Here is a 22,152-nt window from a genome sequence, read left to right as displayed (position 1 = left end):
TTGCATAACAATTTTTTACAAAAAAAAGAGCTTTTTTCATTAAATACTCTAAAGTGTTTAAGAAATGAATATTTTTTCAATGAATGTGATTTATGCTTTAGCAGATGTTCTGAAATGGCTTTAGGTTTACAAAAAGAAAAAATTAAACTCTTTGAAAATAGATGTATTGAGTGTGGGGATTGTATTGGTATTTGCCCAACTCAAGCACTAAACTTGGAAAATTTTGATACAGAAGAATTTATCTTAAATTTTATAAATACACAAAAATCAACAATTTTAGAAAAAGTTGATATTCCAAGTTTTGGAATGTTAGATTCTCACCATCTTCTTACAATAATTATAAGAAAAAAAGAAAATTTATATTTAGAATATGATGAAGCCTGTAAAAACTTAGAATATTTAAAACAAATTCAAAAACAAACTAATAACTTTTTGCAAAGTATAAACTTTAAATATAAAGTGGAACTAAAAAAACATATTGATGAACTAAATATTGAAAATAAAATTAGAAGAAATCTTTTTAAAACAATTTTTGAAAATAAAAAACAATTGCAAAAAGAAACTTCAGTTTCAAATAATTTAAAAATAAAAAATAAAGAAACTATTTCAAAACTTATTTTACTAAAAAACTCTATAAAATTAATTATTGAAGAAGTTGAAAATATAGAACTTTCTACTTTGGATTCTACCTTACTTTTTAATAAACAAATAGATTTTAATAGTTGTACAAATTGCTTAGATTGTATTAACTTCTGTCCTACAAATGCTTTATTTCAAAATGAAAAAAAAGACTCAATTTATTTTCAAGCTGGTAAGTGCATAGGTTGTAATATTTGTGATGATATTTGTAAAGAAAAAGCTATTTCAAATAAAGAAAAAATAAATCTTATAGACTTTACTTTTGATAAAGCTTCAAAACTTGTAGAGTTCACTTATAAAACTTGTCAAGAGTGTAATAGTGTATTTATTTATAAAAATGGTGATATAATATGTCCTAGATGTAAAGATTTTAGAGATAATCACTCGTCTATGTTTACACTTGCAAAAGATTTTTAAAAAAAGGATAAAAATGAAATTTAGCGGAAAAAATGTATTAGTTACAGGTGCAAGTAGAGGAATTGGAGCACAAATAGCTAAAACATTAGCATCATATGGTTTAAAAGTATGGATAAACTATAGAAGTGGCGCAGATGCTGCTTTAAAAATCAAAGAAGAGATTGAAGCAAATGGTGGTCAAGCTGCTATTATAAAAGCTGATGTTACTTCTGAAGAACAATTTAACGATGCTATTAAAACTATTATTGATGCAGATGGTGAATTATCATACCTTGTAAACAATGCTGGAATTACAAAAGATAAATTAGCATTAAGAATGTCTATTGAAGATTTCAATGATGTAATTAGTGCAAATTTAACTTCTGCTTTTATTGGATGTAAAAGTGCATTAAAAGTAATGGGTAAAAAAAGATTTGGTTCTGTTGTAAATATCTCATCAATTGTGGGAGAAATGGGTAACCCTGGTCAAACTAACTACTCAGCTTCAAAAGGTGGATTAAATGCTATGACTAAATCTTTTGCAAAAGAAGCTGCAGCAAGAGGTATTAGATACAATGCAATTACTCCAGGATTTATTCAAACAGATATGACAGATGAATTAAAAGATGAAGTTAAAGCTGAATATGAAAAAAATATTCCTTTAGCTAGATTTGGACAACCTGCTGAAATCGCTGAAGCAGTTGCGTTTTTATTAAGTGATCACTCTTCGTATATTACAGGTGAAATCTTAAAAGTTAATGGTGGACTATACGTTTAATTTTGCTAAAAAAGTAATTTAAAAGAATTTTTAAAATCTTTTTGGCTATAATACGCTGATAATTTTATAAAAGGAAAAAATATGGCATTAATTGATGATGTAAAAGAAGTGGTAGTAGAACAACTTGATTGTGATATTGCAGAAATTAAAGAAGATTCAAGATTTATTGAGGATTTAGGTGCAGATTCTTTAGACGTAGTTGAATTAGTTATGGCTTTAGAAGAAAAATTTGATATCGAAATCCCAGATGAAGATGCTGAAGGTATCCAAACTGTTGCAGATGCTATCAAATACATCGAAGAACACGCGTAATTTTAACTTTTAAAATAAAAAGCTAGAAATCTAGCTTTTTATTTAAAATTTTGAGTTTTTTTTTTAAAAAATTGAATATTTTAAATAAACATATATAGAAACGGAGCATATTTAATGAGAAGAGTTGTTGTAACTGGTTTAGGTACTATTAATTCTGTTGGAAATAATGTAGAGGAGTCATTTAACGCTGTAGTAGAAGGAGTATGTGGTATTGATACTATTACTTTATTTGATGCGTCTGAATATCCTGTACAAATTGCTGGAGAAGTAAAAGATTTTGATCCTTCAACAGTAATGGACAAAAAAGAAGTAAAAAAAGCTGATAGATTTATTCAACTAGGAATTAAAGCTGCAAATGAAGCAATGAAAGATGCTAAATTTATAGATGATGAAAATAAAAGAGTTGATGAGTCTATTGCTGAAAGATTTGGTATTGTTTCTGCTTCTGGTATTGGTGGATTATCAACAATTGAAAAAAACTCTATTGTTTGTGAAACTAAAGGACCAAAAAAAATATCACCTTTCTTTATTCCTTCTTCACTAGTTAATATGCTTGGTGGATTTATCTCAATTGAACATGGATTAAAAGGTCCAAGTTTATCACATGTAACTGCGTGTGCAGCTTCAACTCATGCTCTTGCTGATGGTGTAAAAACAATTATGACTGGTGGAGCTGATAGAATTTTAGTAGTTGGTGCTGAAAGTGCTATTTGTGGTGCTGGTGTTGGTGGTTTTGCTGCTATGAAAGCACTTGCTGTTAGAAATGAAGAACCTAAAAAAGCATCTAGACCATTTGATACAGATAGAAATGGATTTGTTATGGGAGAGGGTGCTGGTGCACTTGTTCTTGAAACATTAGAATCTGCACAACAAAGAGGTGCTAAAATTTATGCTGAAGTTATTGGATTTGGAGAAAGTGGTGATGCAAATCATATTACAGCACCTGTAATCGATGGTCCATTAAGAGCTATGAAAGCAGCAGTTGCTATGGCAAAATCTCTTACAAATGAAGATATTAAAATTGATTATATCAATGCACATGGTACTTCAACTCCAGTTGGAGATGTTAATGAAACAGCCGCAATTAAACAATTATTTGATGGTAAAGAAAATTGCCCTCCTGTTTCTTCAACAAAGGGACAAATAGGTCACTGTTTAGGTGCAGCTGGTGCTATTGAAGCAATTTTTGCAATTAAAGCATTAAATGAAGGAGTTATTCCTCCAACAATTAACTTAGATAATCCAGATGAAAAATGTGACTTAGATTATGTTCCTTTTAAAGGAAGAAAAGCTGAGTTAAATATAGTTATGAGTAATAACTTTGGTTTTGGTGGAACAAACGCTTCTGTTATCTTTAGAAAAATATAATTTAATCTCACACTTAAGAGGATTTTTCCTCTTAACAAAAAAGGAAAATTTTGGCAACTTATTTAGATTTTGAAAATAAAATTAAGCAAATTGAAGAAGAGATTTTAGTTGCAAAAAGCCGAGCAGATGATCATGCGGTGGAAATTCTAGAAAAGAAACTTCAAAAAGAAGTTGAAAAAACTTTTAAAAATTTAAATGATTATCAAAAACTTCAATTGGCACGTCATCCAGATAGACCATATGCACTTGATTATATTAGAGGTTTATTAACTGATGCTTATGAATTACACGGAGATAGACACTTTGATGATGATAAAGCTATTGTTTGCTATTTAGGATATATTGGTGAACAAAAAGTTATGGTAATTGGTGAACAAAAAGGTAGAGGTACAAAAAATAAGCTTATGAGAAACTTTGGAATGCCAAGTCCAGAAGGATACAGAAAAGCTTTAAGATGTGCTAGAATGGCCGAAAAATTCAATATTCCAATTCTTATGTTAGTTGATACTCCGGGTGCATATCCAGGTCTTGGAGCAGAAGAGAGAAATCAAAGTGAAGCTATTGCAAAAAATCTATATGAATTTTCAACTTTAAAAGTTCCTACAATTTCAGTAGTAATTGGAGAAGGTGGTTCAGGTGGAGCTTTAGCTATTTCAGTTGCTGATAAATTAGCAATGATGAGATATTCTGTATATGCTGTTATTTCACCAGAAGGTTGTGCAGCTATTTTATGGAATGACCCAGCTCAAGCTGAAACTGCGGCTAATTCACTTAAAATTACAGCAGAAGCATTAAAAGATTTAAATTTAATTGATGATGTAATTGAAGAGCCATTAATCGGTGCTCATAAACAAAAAGAGAATGCTATTCAAGCTTTAGGTGATTATTTTTTAAATACTTTAGAAGAGTTAAAACAACAAACTGTTGCACAAAGACTTGAAAGAAGATATGAAAAACTAATGAACTTAGGTAGCTTTGCAGAGGGTAAAAAGTAGATTACTACTTTTTAGCTCCCACTAATCTTCCCACATATTCTCCTGCTAATAGATGAATATGTAAATGGTGAACTTCTTGTCCCCCATGGTCCCCTATATTTGTAATTATTCTATATCCACTCTCTCTTACACCTAATTTAGAAGCTACTTCATGGATAAATTTAGTCATATTACTCATAAGTTCTGGTTCTATTACATCAAATGAATCATAGTGTTTTTTTGGGATTATTAGTACATGAATTTTTGCTGCTGGGTTTATATCATGAAAACATAAAAATTCATCATTTTCTAATACCGTATTATTTGGTATCTCATTATTAACAATTTTGCAAAATATACACATCTTTCTTCCTTTCTTATTTAAAAAAACATTATAACCAAACTCTAATAAATTATTAAGTATAATCCCAGCACTTAAGAAAGAACGAATATACAGGAGAATGTTAAGTGAAACAATGGATTGAAAAAATTACTAATGCCAATTCACTTGAAGAATTAGAAGCTTTAAGAGTTGAAACTCTTGGTAAAAAAGGTGTATTGACTTTAGAATTTGCAAAGTTAAAAGATATTCCAAACGAAGAGAAAAAAGCATTTGCACAAAATTTAAATGAATCAAAAATTGCAGTTACAAATGCTATTGATGAAAGAAAAGTTGTTTTAGAAGAAGAGGCTTTAAATAAAAAGCTTGAAAATGAAAAAATTGATGTAACAAGATTTAATAATGAACTATCTTCTGGTGCTGTTCACCCAGTAGTTGATACTATGAATAGAATTATAACTTATTTTCAAAATTTAAATTTTGCAGTTGAAGAAGGTCCACTTGTAGAAGATGATTTTCATAACTTTGAGGCATTAAACCTTCCTAAATATCATCCAGCAAGAGATATGCAAGATACATTTTATAATAAAGATTTTTCTCTATTAAGAACACATACTTCTCCTGTACAAATTAGAACTATGTTATCACAAAAACCACCAATTAGAATGATAGCACCGGGTACTGTTTTTAGAAGAGACTTTGACTTAACACATACTCCAATGTTTCATCAAGTAGAAGGACTTGTGGTAGATAGTGCTGATAAAGTATCTTTTGCTAATTTAAAGCATGTATTAGTTGAATTCTTACAACATATGTTTGGTGATGTTGAAGTTAGATTTAGGCCTTCGTTCTTCCCATTTACGGAACCTTCAACAGAAGTTGATATATCATGTGTTTTCTGTAAAGGTGATGGTTGTAGAGTATGTTCTCACACAGGATGGTTAGAAGTTCTTGGTTGTGGAATTGTAGATGAAAATGTATTTAAAGCTGTTGGATATGAAAATGTTTCTGGATATGCCTTTGGATTAGGTGTTGAAAGATTTGCAATGCTTATACATAATATTGGAGATTTAAGATCTTTATTTGAAAGTGATTTAAAATTATTAGGACAATTTAAATGATAGTTACTAGAAGATGGTTAGAAGAGTATATTGATATTTCAAAAATTTCTACAAAAGAGATTTGCAAAACACTTAACTCTATTGGATTAGAAGTTGATAGTGTAGAAGAGATTAGAATTGCTTCTGGTGTTGTTGTTGGAAAAGTATTAGAAAAAGTAAAACATCCTGATGCAGATAAATTGAATGTTTGTCAAGTTGATATTGGAAAAGAAGTTGTACAAATTGTTTGTGGGGCTAAAAATGTTGATGCTGGACAAATTGTTCCTGTTGCAGTTGTTGGTTGCAAATTAGGTGAAGATTTTAAAATAAAAAAAGCAAAATTAAGAGGTGTTGAATCAAATGGTATGATTTGTTCATCTACTGAAATTGGTTTACCTAAATTAAATGATGGGATTTTACCACTTGATGAATCAATTGGTGAGTTAGTTATTGGTAAAGAATTAAATGAATATAAGCTTTTAAATGATGATATTATAGAAATCGAACTTACTGCAAATAGAGGTGACTGTCTAAGTATTCATGGAATTGCAAGAGAATTAAGTGCTTTTTATAATCTTCCAATAATTGAACATGAAAAAAACCTTGATAATAATGAGCTTGGAATTGGACAATTTTTAGAAGTTGAATGTGAAAGTTCAGTTGATTCATCACTTATTTTTAAAGCTATTGATTTTACAGATTTTAAACTTCCTGTATTACATAAAATAAGAGTTGGTTTAATTGATGAATATAAAGAAAATGACATAAGTGATGCTATTTCTTATTCAACTCATGCAAATGGTGTAATTTTAAATGCTTACGCAAGTAATAAAGCAGATAAATTAAATGATTTATCAGTATTACATATAAAAAAAGATAAAGATGGTTTTGATAAAGTTTATGGAAAAGAACTTTTAAGCACAATTTGTGTTGAACATCAAAAAATTGATAACGAAGATACAACTTATATTTTAGAAGCTTCATATATTAATCCTGAGAAATTATCAAGAAAAGTTTTTGAAGCAAAGAAAAAAACAGGTGAGATATATTATAGAGCTTCAAGGGGAAGTGAACCAAATATTAAGCATGGAGTAGATTGTTTTACAACATTTATTTCAAAATTTGGTGCAAAAATCTATAATGGAGCTGAAGCTTTTGTAGAGGATATTGAAACTATTTATTTAGATATTAATATTGATAAAATCAACTCTATTATTGGTCAAGAAACACCAAAAGCTGAAATTGAAAATATTTTAAATGCCTTAGGATTTGAAGTAAAAGAGGGATTAAATAATGTATTTTCTATACAAGTTCCATTATATAGGCATGATATAAAAAATATTGCTGATGTAACAGAAGAGATTGTAAGAATTATAGGAATTGATAATATTAAGGCAAAACCATTAGCAATTGATGAAGTAAATAGAGTAAATAAAACTTCAAATGATTTAATTAAGAAAAATAAAATTAGAAGTAAAGCAATAGAAAATGGTTTTTTTGAAACAGTTACTTATGTATTTACAAATAAAGAGAATTTACAAAAATATAAATTCCCAACTGTAAAAGAAGAACTTGATATTTTAAATCCAATTGTAAATGAACTAAATACTTTTAGAACAACTATTTTATTAAATTTAGTAGAGGCTTGCTCAAATAACTTTAAACAAGGTTTTAAATCAGCTTCTTTTTATGAAATTGGAAAAGTATTTGATGAAAATAGAAATGAAACTTTTAAAATTTCATTTATTTTTAGTGGAGCAAAAGAACAAGAAAGTTTTTTAAATGCAGGTAAACCTGTAAATATTGACTTTTTTGAATTTGCAAAAAAAATTTTAAATAGTGTTGGTAAGTTTGAATTAGAACCTATGCAAACTATTGAAAATAGCTTTGTACATCCATACCAAAATGCAAATATTTTAATTGATGGGAAAAATGCTGGATTTATTTCAAAACTACATCCAAGTGTAGCAAATGAGTTTGATTTACCAGATACATTTATAGCTGAGATTGATTTTGAAGCAATTAAAAATGATTTAATAAAAGCAAAAACTACTTCAAAATTTCAAGCATCTAGAAAAGATTTAAGTGTGGTAGTTCCAAAAGATATGCCATATTCAAAAATTAGAAATGTAATAACTTTAATTGAAGATGCAAATATTAAGCAATTTAACCTAATTGATACATATAGTGATGAAAAATTAGGAAATAATGAAAGTTTAACAATTAGATTTGTTTTACAAAATGATGAAAAAACTTTAGATGATGAAGATATTACAACAACAATGAATAAAATTTTAGAAAAACTTAATAATGAATTATCTATTGGATTAAGAGACTAAGGGAAAAAAGTGGAAACATTTAGCATTAAAAAAATAAATAAGCCTTTTGATATTACAATTGATACGATAAGTAGTGATAAATCAATATCTCATAGATGTGCTATGTTTTCACTATTTTCAAAGGAAACTTCATATATAAAAAACTATCTAACAGCTGAAGATACTTTAAATACTTTAAGTATTGTTGAACAATTAGGTGCAAAAATAAAAAGAGATGGTTCAACTGTTCAGATTACTCCAACAGGAGAGTTAAAAGAACCAAGTGATGTTTTAGACTGTGGAAACTCAGGTACTGCAATGAGACTTTTTTGTGGTTTACTAGCAAGTGTAGATGGTGCTTTTACTTTAACTGGGGATAAATATCTAAGAGCAAGACCTATGAAAAGAGTTGCAGATCCTTTAAGAAGTATTGGAGCTAAAATTGATGGAAGAGAAGAAGGGAATAAAGCTCCTTTATTTATTAGAGGAGATAAACTTAAAGCTTTTAAGTACCATTCACCTATAAACTCTGCACAAGTAAAATCTGCTATGATTTTAGCTGCTTTAAAAGCAGAAGATATTTGTAAATACAAAGAAGATGAATTAACAAGAGATCATACTGAAAGAATGTTAAAAGGTATGGGTGTAAATATTTTTACTGATAAAGAAGGCTTTATTAATATTGAACCTTTAAAAAATAGTTTAAAACCTTTAAATATTACAGTGCCAACTGATCCTTCATCAGCTTTTTTCTTTGCAGTTGCAGCAGCGATTAATCCAAATTCTAAAGTTACAATTAAAAATGTAACTTTAAACCCAACTAGAATAGAAGCTTATAAAGTTTTAGAAAGAATGGGTGCAGAAATTGAATATATTCAAAAAGAAGATATTTATGAACCAATTGGAGATATTGTTGTAAAACACAAAGAATTAAAAGGTGTTGAAGTAAATGAAAATATCTCTTGGTTAATTGATGAACTTCCAGCTTTAGCTATTGCTATGAGTTTAGCAAAAGGTAAATCAAAAGTTAGCAATGCTGAAGAATTAAGAGTAAAAGAAAGTGATAGAATATCTTCTGTAATTAATAATTTAAAACTTTGTGGTGTTGAATATACAGAGTTTGAAGATGGTTATGAAATAGTTGGTGGTAACTTAAAAAAAGCAACTATTAACTCATATGGTGACCATAGAATTGCAATGAGTTTTGCAATTGCAGGAACTATTTGTGAGATGAATATAGAAGATACACAATGTATTCAAACATCTTTTCCAAACTTCAAAGAGATACTTGACACCCTATATTAAGGAAAAAAATGCAAGTAAAATTAGCATCTAGCTATGGTTTTTGTTTTGGAGTAAAAAGAGCTATCAAAATAGCAGAGTCATATAAAAACTCTGCTACTATGGGACCACTTATTCATAATCAAAATGAAATTGATAGATTAAAAAACAACTTTAATGTGGGTTTATATAATACTTTAGATGAAGTAAAACAAAATGATACAGTTATTATTAGAACTCATGGTATCCCTAAGAATGACCTAAAAGAGTTAAAACAAAATAAAGATGCAAAAATTATCAATGCCACATGTCCTTTTGTTACAACTCCTCAGCAAATTGTAAAAAAAATGTCAAAAGATAACTACTCTATTTTAATCTTTGGAGATAGCACACATCCTGAAGTAAAAGGGGTTAAATCTTATGGTGAAGACCAAGAAGATGTCCATGTGGTTATGTCTGTAAAAGACCTAGATAATATAAAATTTAAATATGACAAAATAGCTACTGTTGCACAAACAACAAAGAAAAAAGAGGTTTATTTAGAAATTGTAAATGCTTTAATTTTAAAAAATAAAGAAGTTAGAGTTTTTAATACAATTTGTGATGCAACTTTTGAAAACCAAGATGCAGCAAGAGATTTATCAAAAGAAGTTGATATTATGATAGTAATTGGAGGTAAAAACTCTTCAAATACAAAACAACTTCATGCTATATGTTTAGAAAACTGTCCAGACTCTTATTTAATTGAAAACTCAAATGAAATTGATGAAAATTGGTTTAAAAACAAAAAAATTTGTGGTATAACTGCTGGTGCTTCAACTCCTGATTGGATTATACAAGAAGTTGTTAATAAAGTAGAGAAAATCTGATACCATTTTTAGTTTAAGCCAATTTTAGCTATAATCGTCCCATTTAATAAATACGGTAAATACGAAGGAATAATATGGGTATCGAAGATATAGAAATTGGTGAAGACTTTGACTTTGAGCAAATGCTAAATGAGTCTTTTGAGAATGCTGAAAATAACTCTGTAGTAAATGGTGTAATTGTTGAAATTACTGATGATAGTGCTCTTGTAGATGTTGGTCAAAAGATTGAAGGTAAATTAAACATCTCTGAAATCACTGTAAATGGAAAACTAAAATACAAAGCAGGTGATACTATCCCTGTTATGCTTATGGGTAATAGAGGTGAAAGACCTGCTATTTCTTATAGAAAAGTTTTACAAAAAGAGAAATTTGATGCATTTGTAAAAAAATATGGTGACAACTTTGAAGATGTTATTGTAGAAGGGAAAATTGTATCTGTAAAAAATAAAGGTGGTTTCATCGTTGAAGATGAAGATGGTTGTGAATATTTTATGCCAATGGCACAATCTTATTTAAAAGCAATTGGTGCAATTGGAAAAAAAGTTAAAGCAAAAGTTTTAAAAGTAAATACTACACAAAACTCGATAATTATCTCAAGAAAAAAACTTATTGAAGAATCTAAAGCTCAAAAAGATTCTAAAATCACTGATATTTTAGAAAGTGGTGAAGCAATTAATGGAATCATTAAAAAAATCACTTCATATGGTATGTTTGTAGATTTAGGTGGAATTGATGGTTTAGTAAACTACAATGAAATCTCTTATAAAGGTCCAGTTAATCCAGCTAACTATTATGAAGAAGGTGATGAAGTAACTGTATCAATTTTATCATATGATAAATCAAAACAACACTTATCATTATCTATTAAAGCTGCACTTCCTAATCCATGGGAAGAGATTAAAGATCAATTAGAAGTGGGTGATACAATTACTGTTACTGTTTCTAACTTTGAATCATACGGTGCATTTGTTGATTTAGGAAATGATATAGAAGGACTATTACATATTTCAGAAATCACATGGAATAAAAACATTAAAAATCCAAAAGAGATTTTAACTTTAGGTGAAGAAATTAATGTTGAAGTAATTGAACTTGATATTGATAAAAAAAGATTAAGAGTTTCATTAAAAAATTTACAAGAGAAACCATTTGAAAAATTTTTAAAAGACCATAAAGTTGGTGATGTAATTAAAGGTAAAGTTGCAACATTAACTGATTTTGGTGCTTTTGTTACTCTTGGTGAAATTGATGGTTTATTACACAATGAAGAAGCTGCATGGGAAACAAATGCAAAATGTAAAAATCTATTTAAAAAAGGTGATGATGTAGAAGTTAAAATCATCAAAATAGATAGAGAAAAAGAAAATATTTCTTTAAGTGTAAAAGATATAACTGATTCTCCTGCAAAAAAATTCCAAGATACTTATAGACTTGGTGATATTATTAAAGGACCAGTAAAAGATATTAAAGATTTCGGAATTTTTATTAAATTAGATGATAACTTAGATGGTTTAATTAGAAATGAAGATTTTGGTCCATTAAAAGCTGATGAAGTAAAACTTGGTGATGAAATTGAAGCTGTTGTTGTAAATATTGATACAAAAAGAAATAGAGTTAGATTATCTATTAAAAGATTAGAATTACAACAAGAAAGAGAAGTTCTTAAAGCTGTAAATGATGATTCTAATATGACTTTAGGTGATTTATTAAAAGATCAAATTAAATAATTTTTAAAAAAGAGGGCTTTTAAAAATGAGTAAACATACTATCGTAGTTTGTGATCATATTCATGAGGATGGATTAAACATCCTTAAGAATACAGAGGACGTAAACTACGTTTATGCCGCTGATATTGATAAAACTGCACTTTTAGATATTATAAAAGATGCTGATGTAGCAATTACAAGAAGTTCTACTGATGTAGATGAAAAATTTTTAAATGCAGCTGTTAATTTAAAAGCTGTAATTAGAGCTGGTGTTGGATACGACAATGTTGATATGGAAGGGTGTAGCAAAAGAGGAATTATTGCTATGAACGTTCCAACAGCAAATACAATTGCTGCAGTTGAATTAACAATGGCTCATATGTTATCTTGTATGAGAAAATTCCCTTATGCACATAACCAATTAAAACAAGACAGAATCTGGAAAAGAGAAGATTGGTATGGTAACGAATTATTTGGAAAAAAATTAGGTGTTATTGGATTTGGAAATATTGGACATAGAGTTGCTTTAAGAGCAAAATCTTTTGAGATGGATGTTATAGCATATGACCCATATATCCCTTCAACAAAAGCAACTGATTTAGGAATTGAATATACAACTGATTTTGAAGATATTTTAGCTTGTGATATTATTACAATTCATACACCAAAAAATTCTGAAACTGTAGGAATGATTGGTGAAAAAGAGATTGCTAAGATGAAAGATGGTGTTATTCTTATAAACTGTGCTAGAGGTGGTTTATATGATGAAGAAGCACTATACAATAATCTTAAATCTGGAAAAATTGCAATGGCTGGAATTGATGTATTTAAAAAAGAACCAGCAACAGATCATCCATTATTAGATTTAGATAATGTAACTGTAACTGCACACTTAGGTGCAAATACAAAAGAATCTCAAAAGAAAATTGCTATTCAAGCAGCTGAAAATGCAATTGAAGCAGCAAGAGGGATTGCTTATCCAAATGCATTAAATTTACCAATTGATGAGACAAAAATTCCTTCTTTTGTTAAACCTTATATTGAATTAACACAAAAAATGGCTTTCTTATTAGCTCAAAGTGATAAGAGTGCTATTAGATCTATTACTGTTTGTGCTGAAGGCAAAATTGCAGAATATTTAGATTCATTATCTACATTTGCAGCAGTTGGAGCACTGTCAGTTTCAGGTGGAGATGAAGTTAATTATGTAAATGCAAGATTTTGGGCAGAAGAAAAAGGTATTACATTTGATACTTGTGAATTAACTAATAATAGTGGCTATAGCAATAAAGTTACTGTTAAAATTACAACAGAAAAAGGTGTAAATACTATTTCTGGAACAGTATTTGATGGAGATATGCAAAGAATTATTGATATTAATAACTTTGTACTTGATATTGCACCAAAAGGTAAAATGATACTTCTAAGAAACTCTGATGTTCCAGGTGTTATTGGAGAAGTTGGAAGAGTATTAGGAAATGAAAATATTAATATTGCTGACTTTAGACTTTCAAGAGGCAAAAATTGTGCTTTAGCAGTTATTCTTGTTGATGAAAATATAAAAAGCGATATATTAGAAAAACTTGTTAACTTAGAAGCAGCTATTTCTGTTTCTTATGCTGAAATTTAATAGGAGAATAAATGGCAACTATTTCTATGGGTGATCTTAAAAAAGGTCTTAAAATTCAACTTGATGGTGTACCATATAAAATTACTGAATATCAACATGTAAAACCTGGTAAAGGTGCTGCATTTGTTAGATGTAAAATTAAATCATTTTTAAATGGAAAAGTTATTGAAAAAACTTTCCATGCTGGAGATAAATGTGAAACTCCAGATTTACAACAAAAACAAATGCAATTTTTATATGATGATGGTGAAATGTTACAATTTATGGATACTGAAACATATGAGCAAATTGGTTTAACATATGAGCAAGTTGGTGAAACTGAAAAATGGATTATTGATGGTATGAATGTTGATATGATGTTTTTTAACGGTAATGCTATTACAGTTGAACCACCAATGATTGTTGAACTTAAAATTGTAGATACTCCTCCAAACTTTAAAGGAGACTCACAAGGTGGTAAAAAACCTGCAACACTTGAATCTGGTGCAGTTGTACAAATCCCTTTTCATATCTTAGAGGGTGATGTAATTAGATGTGACACTAGAACTGGTGAATATATCGAGAAAGTAAAATAATTCTTCCTTCATTAGTTATTTGGATATTGGCATAGCCTTTATCTCAAATAACTAATATATTAAAATTTCCTATTACCTAATTACCTATACCCTCTTTTTAGTAATCTAAGTTAAATATTTATTTTTATAGTTAATATTTAAACTTAGATACTTTTTTTTAAAAGATGATAAATTACCCTATTTTTCAAATGCTCATCCTTTTATCTAGTATTCAATTTATTAAGGGAGAAAGCCTAAGGACTGTCTGAAATAAAAAGAGTGATAAATTCACTTTTTTTATAAGTTCCGCAAGGCAGAAAATTAGAATAATATTTTTGGGAAGCATTTATGCCTTCAATAACTTGTCTGGGAGTTTCTTTGTACCTTTCTTTACGGTTAAAGAAAGGTAATTAAAAAAAGAAATATAAAATAAATTGATTTATATATTTTAAATTTCAATAGTTCTTATTCTTTTATCATTTATAAGAAATATATATTTTTATAATTAATATTTAGACTAAAATACTTTTTTTTTATAAAAAAAGTAAACAAAAAAAATCGTTCGCTAGATGAAAAATTACGCTAAATCTTTTTTTAAATCCTAAAATTGTAAGACTCGGCAAATTCTTGCCTCAAACAAGTTACAATTTCTTTACGAATTTTAAAAAATATTCTTTACGCTATTTTTCAAATGCTCACCCTTTTATCTAGTAATTTAACTTTAATGAACTAAAAAGTATAAGCTATAAGTTGCTTGTGAAAAAAGCCAGACTTTATTGAAGCCAAAAATAGGAAGATAATTTTCGAGAAAGCCTGAGGACTGTTTGAAATAAAAAGAGTGATAAATTCACTTTTTTTATAAGTTCCGCAAGGCAGAAAATTAGAATAATATTTTTGGGAAGCATTTATGCCTTCAATAACTTGTCTGGGAGTTTCTTTGTACCTTTCTTTACGGATAAAGAAAGGTAATTAAAAAAAGAAATATAAAATAAATTGATTTATATATTTTAAATTTCAATAGTTCTTATTCTTTTATCATTTATAAGAAATATATATTTTTATAATTAATATTTAGACTAAAATACTTTTTTTTTATAAAAAAAGTAAACAAAAAAAATCGTTCGCTAGATGAAAAATTACGCTAAATCTTTTTTTAAATCCTAAAATTGTAAGACTCGGCAAATTCTTGCCTCAAACAAGTTACAATTTCTTTACGAATTTTAAAAAATATTCTTTACGCTATTTTTCAAATGCTCACCCTTTTATCTAGTAATTTAACTTTAATGAACTAAAAAGTATAAGCTATAAGTTGCTTGTGAAAAAAGCCAGACTTTATTGAAGCCAAAAATAGGAAGATAATTTTCGAGAAAGCCTGAGGACTGTTTGAAATAAAAAGAGTGATAAATTCACTCTTTTTATAAGTTCCGCAAGGCAGAAAATTAGAATAATATTTTTGGGAAGCATTTATGCCTTCAATAACTTGTCTGGGAGTTTCTTTGTACCTTTCTTTACGGATAAAGAAAGGTAATTAAAAAAAGAAATATAAAATATAAGATAAAAGTTTTATTCTCTTATAGTATTTTCTACTTATAAATATATATTTCTATAATTAATATTTAGACTAAAATACTTTTTTTTTATAAAAAAAGTAAACAAAAAAAATCAAGATACTAATTACTTTATTCTTTTTAAATAAACTATCTTATCAGGGCCAACATAATTTTCATGAATAATTTCAAACTCTAAATCTAAACTTTCATTTATAGCATTAAGGCCTACTTTTATCTTGGGACTAATAATTAACATAATATAGTCTATTTTTTCTTTTAATTTTTCAAGAAGAGTATAACCTCCTTCTATCATTACAAACTTATAATCAAGAAGTTTAAATAAATCATCACTGATAGTTACTTTTCTATTTGGTATTTTAAATAAAGCAATTGAAGGTTCAAATACTTTATTTTTAGAGTATATTAATACTTCAGGGGCTCTTCCTGCAACAAACCTTGCATCAAGAGTAGGTTTATCTATTCTTACACTATTTCCACCTATCATAAGTAAATCAATCTTATCTCTTAATGCATGCACATAAGCTAAGGCTTGATTTGAAGAGATTTTTCCTCCATCAATAGTACCATTTAAAGTTTGTGCCATTTTATAAAATATAAAAGAATTACTATTCCACTTTATAAATGGAAATAAAAGGTCATACGCCTCTTTTTGCATACACCCTAGTTCACACTTGATACCTACTTCTTCTAGGGTTTTTTGGCCATCCTTTGCCACGTTATTTAAATCTTTATGAGCTATTATAACTTTCTTTGGTTTTAATTGTTTTATTAAATTAGCACAAGAGGGAGTTTTACCTACATGATTACAAGGCTCTAAAGTTACATAAATAGTACAATCATTAAAAAAACCATTATGATTTTTAATTAAATACTCATGGATTTTAAAAGAGTCTTTTATTGTTTTTAAAATAGTATTTGGGTGATACTTAAGATAGGCTTCTTTTAAAGCATTTACTTCCGCATGAGCTCCTCCAGCTTCCTTGTGGGCTTCAATTGCTAGTATCTCACTATCATTTTTTACAACTACACATCCAACAGCTGGATTTGGGTATGTTAAAAGTTGATATTTCCAAGCCTCATCAATAGCTAATTTCATAAAAAAATCATTATCAATTTTCATAGTTTATTCCAAAGTTTTTTAGTTTGTAGTATATAAAAAGTAGTATAAATTAGTAGTTAAGATAATAGGAAATTAATCCTATTACCATTCAAAATAAGTAGATGCAGCTAAAATTTCATCTTGAGAAATTGTAACTTCACCTTCAGTTGTTTTTATTATAATTTTTTCTTCATTGGCATCTAGTAATTCACCTTTAAAAGTTTCAGTTGCAAAATTTTTAACTTTAACTTTTTCACCAATTGAAGAGATGAAATGTTTTGGCTTTTTTAATTTTCTTTCAATACCAGGAGAGCTTACTTCTAAGTTATAATTTCCACTCATTGGTTCTTCAACATCTAAAATAGGAGATATTAGTCGTGAAATTTCAGCACATTTATCTAAAGATACTCCCTCTTTAGAAGTTATATAAATCCTATAAACATTTACATCATTTTCTTTAGTAGCTACAATATCATAAAGTTCTGCACCACAGCTTTTTACTGTCATTTCTATTGATTCTTCTAAATTCATTAAAATCAATCCTTTGATTTAATTTGTTCAAATAAAGCTTCAATTTTCATATTATGTTCTAAAGAATCATCAGCTTTAAATTTAAAATTTGGACATTTATACCAACCTGTTGCATTTAAACAATAAGATTTGATATGCCCATTTGCTTTTGCTAAAAGTGTATTTATTGCTTGTTGTTCTTGTTTACTATAATCACTTCCATCATAATAAACAGTTGCATCATATTTACCATTTTTACAATCAATTGCAGTAATTGCAAGAGAGTTTATTCTTGTGTCACTTAAATTTGACAGAGCCTCTGGAACTAATTCTAAAAGCAAAGACTCTGTTCTTTGTAAATTAATACTTTTCATCTTAATCGTCTATATGTACTTTCTCTTCAATTTGAATAAATGTTTCAATAAAATCTCCAACTTTAATATCATTGAATTTATCAAACATAATACCACATTCATAACCATTAGAAACTTCTTTAACATCATCTTTAAATCTTTTTAATGATGAAATTTTACCTGTATATGTTACAACACCATCTCTAATAATTCTTGCATGACCACCTCTAATAACTTTACCATCAGTTACTAAACATCCAGCAACAGTTCCAACTCTTGGAACTACAAATGTATCTCTAACTTCTGCTTGTCCAGTGTTTTCTTCTCTAATAATTGCACTCATCATACCAGAAAGAGCATCTTTAATATCATCAATTAAATCATAAATAATTGAATATGTATTAATTGTAATACCATCAGCTTTTGCTTTATTTTTAACACTTCCTGTAGGTCTTACATTAAATCCTAAGATTATACAACCTTCACTAGCACTTGCTAAAATTAAATCTGATTCAGTAATTCCTCCAACTGCTGCATGAACAATTTTCACTTTTACTTCTTCATTTGCAATTTTTTCTAAACTTCCTTTAATTGCTTCAAGTGAACCAACAACATCAGTTTTAATAATTACTGGAAGTTGTTTAATTTTCCCTTCTGCAATAAGACCACTCATCTCTTCAAGTGATACTTTAGTTGATTTAGATAACTCTTTAGCTCTTGCATGTTCTGCTCTTGTTGTAGCAATATCTCTTGCTTCTTTTTCAGTTTCTTGAGCAACCATAACTGTACCAGAAGCAGGAACTTCATTAAGTCCTAAAATTCTTCCTGTTTCAGAAAGTCCAAGTTCTTTAACTTGTTGTCCTAAATCATTTGTAATTGCTTTAACTCTACCATAAGTAGTATCACAAACGATATTATCTCCGATTTTTAATGTACCATTTTGAACAATAACAGTAGCAACAGGTCCTCTTCCTTTTTCCAAAGAAGCTTCAACAACTGTTGCTTTAGCTTTTGCATTTGGATCAGCTTTAAGTTCTAAAATTTCAGATTGTAATAAAATATTTTCTAATAAATCATCAATTCCATCACCAGTTTTTGCTGAAAGTGGTATAAATTCAACATCTCCACCCCAATCAATTGGTGTCATTCCTCTTTCTGCCATTTGTGCTTTAACCATATCTAAGTTAGCAGATTCTTTATCCATTTTATTAACTGCAACAATAATTGGACAATTTGCAGCTTTTGCATGAGAAATAACTTCTTCTGTTTGTTGTTTTACACCATCATCAGCAGCAACTACAATTATAATAATATCTGTAACACTTGCTCCTCTTGCTCTCATAGCAGAGAATGCTGCGTGTCCAGGAGTATCAACAAAAGTAATTTTTTGACCATTTTGTTTAATAGTATATGCTGCAATATGTTGTGTAATTCCACCAGCTTCAGCAGCAGCTACTTTTGAACTTCTAATTTTATCTAATAATGAAGTTTTACCATGATCAACATGCCCCATAATTGTAACAACAGGAGGTCTATTTACAAAATTTGATTCATCAATTTCTTCTTCATGATAATCTTCAACATAATTAACATCTTCTAAAGCATCTTTAACTGTTACTTCAATTCCAAATTCTTCACCAAGAATCTCTAATTCATCTTGCTTTAAGAAGTCATTTTTAGTAACCATCATACCTAAACCAAATAATACAGTGATTACCTCTGCTGGTGACTTTCCGCAAGCCTCAGCAAACTCATAAACTCTAATATCTTCAGGGATTATTACTTCAGTTATTTCTGCTATTTCAACTTCTTTTTTAATTCTTTTCTTTCTTTTCTTTCTTGTTAAACCTTGAGGTCTATTTCCAAAAGCAGCTGGCTTTGAACTTCTTGATTGTTTAATTGTTGATGTTGGTGCTTTTTGATCTTCAAAGATTTTTGATTCATCAGTAACATCCATATCAAGTAATACAACTTCTTCACCAAGTAATGAGTCATCACTATCACTAAAGTCTTTTACATCATCAAATTCAATTTTTGTTCCGTGAGTATGAGCTTTTGGAAGAACTTTCTTTTTCTCTTTTTTAATTTTTGATTTTGCTGATGCTTGGTTTGCAGCTGATGGTTGTGCTTCAGAAGTAACTGTTTTCTCTTCTTCAGCAGATCCACCTAGAATTTCACTTAATGATTTCATTTTCTTTTTAGATGCTGCATCTTCACTATCTTTAGAGATATTTAATTCTTCTATAACATCTTCATCTTCAAAAGAAGGTTTTTTCTTCTTAACAATTTTTAAACCTCTTCTTTTAGGAATAATTCTATTTGATTTATCTTCTGGTTGAGTATTAACAGTCTGTTTTTCTTCTTCAGTAGGTGTTGTTTTTGCTATCTCTTCTTTTTTTGTCTCTTTTTTTGGTGCTGAACTTTTTACTGAAGTTACAACTTCATTTTCCTCAATTTTCTCTTCTTCTACTTTTTTCTCTTTTTTTGGAGCAGCTTTTTTTGCTTTTGTTGTAGTTTTAACTTTTAATTTTGGGCTTGAACCAGTCATTATATAGTTTGCTATTTCTTCTGCCGCTTCATATGATACTGCACTTTGAGGTGATTTTAAATCATACCCTAAATCTTTAGCTTTACTAATAACTTCATTACTACTAGCTCCAGCTTCATCTGCAATTTCATACACTCTTACTTTATCTGACATCTGTTAATATCTCCTTAAGTTGTACTAAGTACTCATCTTTATTTTTGCACTGTGCATAAAGTGCTTTTTCTATTTTTTTTTCTTTTTTACTATTAAGTTCTTGATTGATTACATACTCTTGTATACATGAGTTGCAAAGATAAAAACTTCTTCCGGAATTATTATATTTTATAAGCTTCTTATCTTCGCATTTAAGTCTTAATAGTTTTTCTTTCTCTAAACGTGCCCTACAAATTATACACATTCGTAAAGGTCTTTTTAAATCAGCCAATTATTATATCCAACTTTTTCTTAATTTATAAATTTTACCTATCTACCTTAACACCATAGTTATCAAAATCTGTACTAAATATTTTAAAGTGAGGGAATTTAATTCTAAGTTCTCTTTCAATTCTTTTGCTATCATCAGCATAAGACATAGAGAAAAATGTAGAGCCTGAACCTGATAATGTACTCATTAATGCTCCATTATTTAAAGCAGCTTTTTGTACTTCAAAAAGTTCTGGCATTTGTTTCATTCTATATTTTTGATGAAATTTATCATAAGAAGCAACTCTTAGCATTTCCCAATTTTCACTCATAAATGCTGCTGTTAAAAGTGATGAATGCGAAATATTAAATACTGCATCATCTTTTGAATATTTATAAGGTAATGTTTTTCTTGATAAATGTGTTGAAATAGGTCTATTTGGTATTACAACAATAGCTTTTAAATGTTTTGGTATTTCTTTTTTGATAAATTTAACTTCATTTTCTTGAACAGTTGCCACATTAAATCCACCCATTACTGCTGGTGTAATATTATCTGGATGGTTTTCATATGCTAAAGCTAAATTTAGTAATTTACTTTTTTCTAGTTCAATTCCTTCTATTGCATATGCTGAAGCAATAGCACTTACAATTACAGCAGAAGAACTTCCTAATCCTCTTGACATTGGAATTTCATTATAAAATTCAAATCTAAAATTTCTTCTTCTATTAGATAAATTATGATAAAAATCATTAAAAATCGAGATAAACATATTATTATCTTTTAAAGCAGGATTATTTGACCCTTCACCTTTTAAAGAAACACTATGAAATTTTGCAGGTTTAATAACCACTTGATTTTTAATTTGTAGGGCAACACCTAATGTATCAAATCCTGGTCCCATATTTGCACTTGTAGCTGGTACGCTTACTCTCACTCTCTTCCTTTTTATACCGCTGGTAAATTATATATTGGTAATGTATTTTCACTAAATAATTTATTATTTAAATTATTAGGCAATTTAAAGTCGTGTATTTTAATATCATTATCTAAAAAATCTACTTTAATAGTATCATTTTCTTTTATAAAATATTTTTTACCCAATGCTTTTATTGGAGAATTATTATTAAAATTAAAACCATCACTTGCAAAAAATGGTATTTTTTTTGTAATACATAATGTTTTTAAAAAAATATAACTAACTTTTATTGACATATATGACCCGGGAGAGTTCACATAATAGACCCCTCTTAAGTCATATTTATTTATTATTTCTTTAAAAATAATTGGAAGAATATCAGAAGTCATTCCCTCTTGTTTTATCTCTTCTATTAATTGTTTATCATTATATATACCAATTAATAATGGATTTGAGATACTAATTACAAAAACCTCTATCAATA

General features: G+C 28.3%; 20 protein-coding genes. 12 read left to right on the top strand and 8 right to left on the bottom strand.

Annotated elements, in window-relative coordinates:
• The 5 genes from AMYT_RS01820 to accA all read left to right on the top strand — a co-directional run bounded on the left by AMYT_RS01820 (position 1) and on the right by accA (position 4,488).
• Positions 1 to 1,056 (top strand): 4Fe-4S binding protein, encoded by a 1,056-nt coding sequence (locus tag AMYT_RS01820; protein ID WP_114840861.1) that lies wholly within the window; start codon positions 1 to 3, stop codon positions 1,054 to 1,056.
• A gap of 13 nt (positions 1,057 to 1,069) precedes the next feature.
• Positions 1,070 to 1,813: a 3-oxoacyl-ACP reductase FabG gene (gene fabG, locus AMYT_RS01815; RefSeq protein WP_114840860.1), complete on the top strand. Its 744-nt coding sequence runs from the start codon at positions 1,070 to 1,072 to the stop codon at positions 1,811 to 1,813.
• Between the two features lie 81 nt (positions 1,814 to 1,894).
• Complete coding sequence (gene acpP, locus AMYT_RS01810; protein WP_114840859.1) at positions 1,895 to 2,125, top strand: acyl carrier protein; 231 nt, start codon at positions 1,895 to 1,897, stop codon at positions 2,123 to 2,125.
• A 114-nt stretch (positions 2,126 to 2,239) separates the two neighbouring features.
• Positions 2,240 to 3,493, top strand: a complete 1,254-nt coding sequence (locus tag AMYT_RS01805; RefSeq protein WP_114840858.1) for a beta-ketoacyl-ACP synthase II — start codon at positions 2,240 to 2,242, stop codon at positions 3,491 to 3,493.
• A 50-nt stretch (positions 3,494 to 3,543) separates the two neighbouring features.
• Positions 3,544 to 4,488 carry an acetyl-CoA carboxylase carboxyl transferase subunit alpha gene (accA, locus tag AMYT_RS01800; protein ID WP_114840857.1) on the top strand — a complete coding sequence of 315 codons (945 nt, stop codon included), beginning with the start codon at positions 3,544 to 3,546 and terminating at the stop codon, positions 4,486 to 4,488.
• Positions 4,489 to 4,492: 4 nt separating this feature from the next.
• On the opposite strand, the gene AMYT_RS01795 is transcribed toward accA, so the two are convergent.
• On the bottom strand, positions 4,493 to 4,831 hold the full coding sequence (locus AMYT_RS01795; protein ID WP_114840856.1) for a histidine triad nucleotide-binding protein: 339 nt from the start codon (positions 4,829 to 4,831) through the stop codon (positions 4,493 to 4,495).
• Positions 4,832 to 4,935: 104 nt separating this feature from the next.
• Here AMYT_RS01795 and AMYT_RS01790 point away from each other — a divergent pair, with 104 nt between their 5' ends.
• From AMYT_RS01790 to efp, 7 genes are all read left to right on the top strand, one after another.
• A complete protein-coding gene (locus AMYT_RS01790; RefSeq protein ID WP_114840855.1) occupies positions 4,936 to 5,928 on the top strand; it encodes a phenylalanine--tRNA ligase subunit alpha in 993 nt (330 codons plus the stop codon).
• Positions 5,925 to 8,246, top strand: a complete 2,322-nt coding sequence (pheT, locus tag AMYT_RS01785; RefSeq protein ID WP_114840854.1) for a phenylalanine--tRNA ligase subunit beta — start codon at positions 5,925 to 5,927, stop codon at positions 8,244 to 8,246. Before AMYT_RS01790 ends, pheT begins: the two co-directional genes overlap by 4 nt.
• A 9-nt stretch (positions 8,247 to 8,255) precedes the next feature.
• Positions 8,256 to 9,530 (top strand): 3-phosphoshikimate 1-carboxyvinyltransferase, encoded by a 1,275-nt coding sequence (gene aroA, locus AMYT_RS01780; RefSeq protein WP_114840853.1) that lies wholly within the window; start codon positions 8,256 to 8,258, stop codon positions 9,528 to 9,530.
• 8 nt (positions 9,531 to 9,538) lie between these two features.
• Positions 9,539 to 10,375 carry a 4-hydroxy-3-methylbut-2-enyl diphosphate reductase gene (locus AMYT_RS01775; RefSeq protein WP_114840852.1) on the top strand — a complete coding sequence of 279 codons (837 nt, stop codon included), beginning with the start codon at positions 9,539 to 9,541 and terminating at the stop codon, positions 10,373 to 10,375.
• A gap of 74 nt (positions 10,376 to 10,449) precedes the next feature.
• Positions 10,450 to 12,102: a 30S ribosomal protein S1 gene (locus AMYT_RS01770; RefSeq protein ID WP_114840851.1), complete on the top strand. Its 1,653-nt coding sequence runs from the start codon at positions 10,450 to 10,452 to the stop codon at positions 12,100 to 12,102.
• A gap of 25 nt (positions 12,103 to 12,127) precedes the next feature.
• On the top strand, positions 12,128 to 13,711 hold the full coding sequence (serA, locus tag AMYT_RS01765) for a phosphoglycerate dehydrogenase (RefSeq protein ID WP_114840850.1): 1,584 nt from the start codon (positions 12,128 to 12,130) through the stop codon (positions 13,709 to 13,711).
• 11 nt (positions 13,712 to 13,722) lie between these two features.
• A complete protein-coding gene (gene efp / locus AMYT_RS01760; protein ID WP_114840849.1) occupies positions 13,723 to 14,286 on the top strand; it encodes an elongation factor P in 564 nt (187 codons plus the stop codon).
• Between the two features lie 1,653 nt (positions 14,287 to 15,939).
• Here the strand turns inward: efp and ribD are convergent.
• The 7 genes from ribD to AMYT_RS01725 all read right to left on the bottom strand — a co-directional run bounded on the left by ribD (position 15,940) and on the right by AMYT_RS01725 (position 22,150).
• Complete coding sequence (gene ribD / locus AMYT_RS01755) at positions 15,940 to 16,956, bottom strand: bifunctional diaminohydroxyphosphoribosylaminopyrimidine deaminase/5-amino-6-(5-phosphoribosylamino)uracil reductase RibD (RefSeq protein WP_114840848.1); 1,017 nt, start codon at positions 16,954 to 16,956, stop codon at positions 15,940 to 15,942.
• 81 nt (positions 16,957 to 17,037) lie between these two features.
• The gene (gene rimP / locus AMYT_RS01750; RefSeq protein ID WP_114840847.1) at positions 17,038 to 17,466 is read right to left on the bottom strand and encodes a ribosome maturation factor RimP; all 429 of its coding nucleotides are present in this window, start codon (positions 17,464 to 17,466) and stop codon (positions 17,038 to 17,040) included.
• Between the two features lie 5 nt (positions 17,467 to 17,471).
• Positions 17,472 to 17,819 carry a 30S ribosome-binding factor RbfA gene (gene rbfA / locus AMYT_RS01745; RefSeq protein ID WP_114840846.1) on the bottom strand — a complete coding sequence of 116 codons (348 nt, stop codon included), beginning with the start codon at positions 17,817 to 17,819 and terminating at the stop codon, positions 17,472 to 17,474.
• Between the two features lies 1 nt (position 17,820).
• Positions 17,821 to 20,499 (bottom strand): translation initiation factor IF-2, encoded by a 2,679-nt coding sequence (gene infB / locus AMYT_RS01740; RefSeq protein WP_114840845.1) that lies wholly within the window; start codon positions 20,497 to 20,499, stop codon positions 17,821 to 17,823.
• Positions 20,489 to 20,770 (bottom strand): DUF448 domain-containing protein, encoded by a 282-nt coding sequence (locus tag AMYT_RS01735; protein WP_114840844.1) that lies wholly within the window; start codon positions 20,768 to 20,770, stop codon positions 20,489 to 20,491. The genes infB and AMYT_RS01735 overlap by 11 nt, the downstream gene beginning before the upstream one ends.
• Positions 20,771 to 20,804: 34 nt before the next feature.
• Entirely contained in the window at positions 20,805 to 21,686 is an 882-nt protein-coding gene (gene thrB, locus AMYT_RS01730; RefSeq protein WP_114840843.1) for a homoserine kinase, read from the bottom strand.
• An 11-nt stretch (positions 21,687 to 21,697) separates the two neighbouring features.
• Positions 21,698 to 22,150 carry a hypothetical protein gene (locus AMYT_RS01725; RefSeq protein ID WP_114840842.1) on the bottom strand — a complete coding sequence of 151 codons (453 nt, stop codon included), beginning with the start codon at positions 22,148 to 22,150 and terminating at the stop codon, positions 21,698 to 21,700.
• Positions 22,151 to 22,152: the final 2 nt, after the last annotated feature.

The organism is Malaciobacter mytili LMG 24559 (genome assembly GCF_003346775.1).
In the GTDB taxonomy this organism is placed as follows: domain Bacteria; phylum Campylobacterota; class Campylobacteria; order Campylobacterales; family Arcobacteraceae; genus Malaciobacter; species Malaciobacter mytili.
This window is presented reverse-complemented; position numbering and strand designations above follow the sequence as displayed.

Coding starts and splice junctions, on each gene's coding strand:
- fabG (WP_114840860.1), top strand. CDS start 1,070: ATGAAATTTAGCGGAAAAAATGTATTAGTTACAGGTGCAAGTAGAGGA.
- acpP (WP_114840859.1), top strand. CDS start 1,895: ATGGCATTAATTGATGATGTAAAAGAAGTGGTAGTAGAACAACTTGAT.
- AMYT_RS01805 (WP_114840858.1), top strand. CDS start 2,240: ATGAGAAGAGTTGTTGTAACTGGTTTAGGTACTATTAATTCTGTTGGA.
- AMYT_RS01795 (WP_114840856.1), bottom strand. CDS start 4,831: ATGTGTATATTTTGCAAAATTGTTAATAATGAGATACCAAATAATACG.
- pheT (WP_114840854.1), top strand. CDS start 5,925: ATGATAGTTACTAGAAGATGGTTAGAAGAGTATATTGATATTTCAAAA.
- AMYT_RS01775 (WP_114840852.1), top strand. CDS start 9,539: ATGCAAGTAAAATTAGCATCTAGCTATGGTTTTTGTTTTGGAGTAAAA.
- AMYT_RS01770 (WP_114840851.1), top strand. CDS start 10,450: ATGGGTATCGAAGATATAGAAATTGGTGAAGACTTTGACTTTGAGCAA.
- serA (WP_114840850.1), top strand. CDS start 12,128: ATGAGTAAACATACTATCGTAGTTTGTGATCATATTCATGAGGATGGA.
- efp (WP_114840849.1), top strand. CDS start 13,723: ATGGCAACTATTTCTATGGGTGATCTTAAAAAAGGTCTTAAAATTCAA.
- ribD (WP_114840848.1), bottom strand. CDS start 16,956: ATGAAAATTGATAATGATTTTTTTATGAAATTAGCTATTGATGAGGCT.
- rimP (WP_114840847.1), bottom strand. CDS start 17,466: ATGAATTTAGAAGAATCAATAGAAATGACAGTAAAAAGCTGTGGTGCA.
- rbfA (WP_114840846.1), bottom strand. CDS start 17,819: ATGAAAAGTATTAATTTACAAAGAACAGAGTCTTTGCTTTTAGAATTA.
- infB (WP_114840845.1), bottom strand. CDS start 20,499: ATGTCAGATAAAGTAAGAGTGTATGAAATTGCAGATGAAGCTGGAGCT.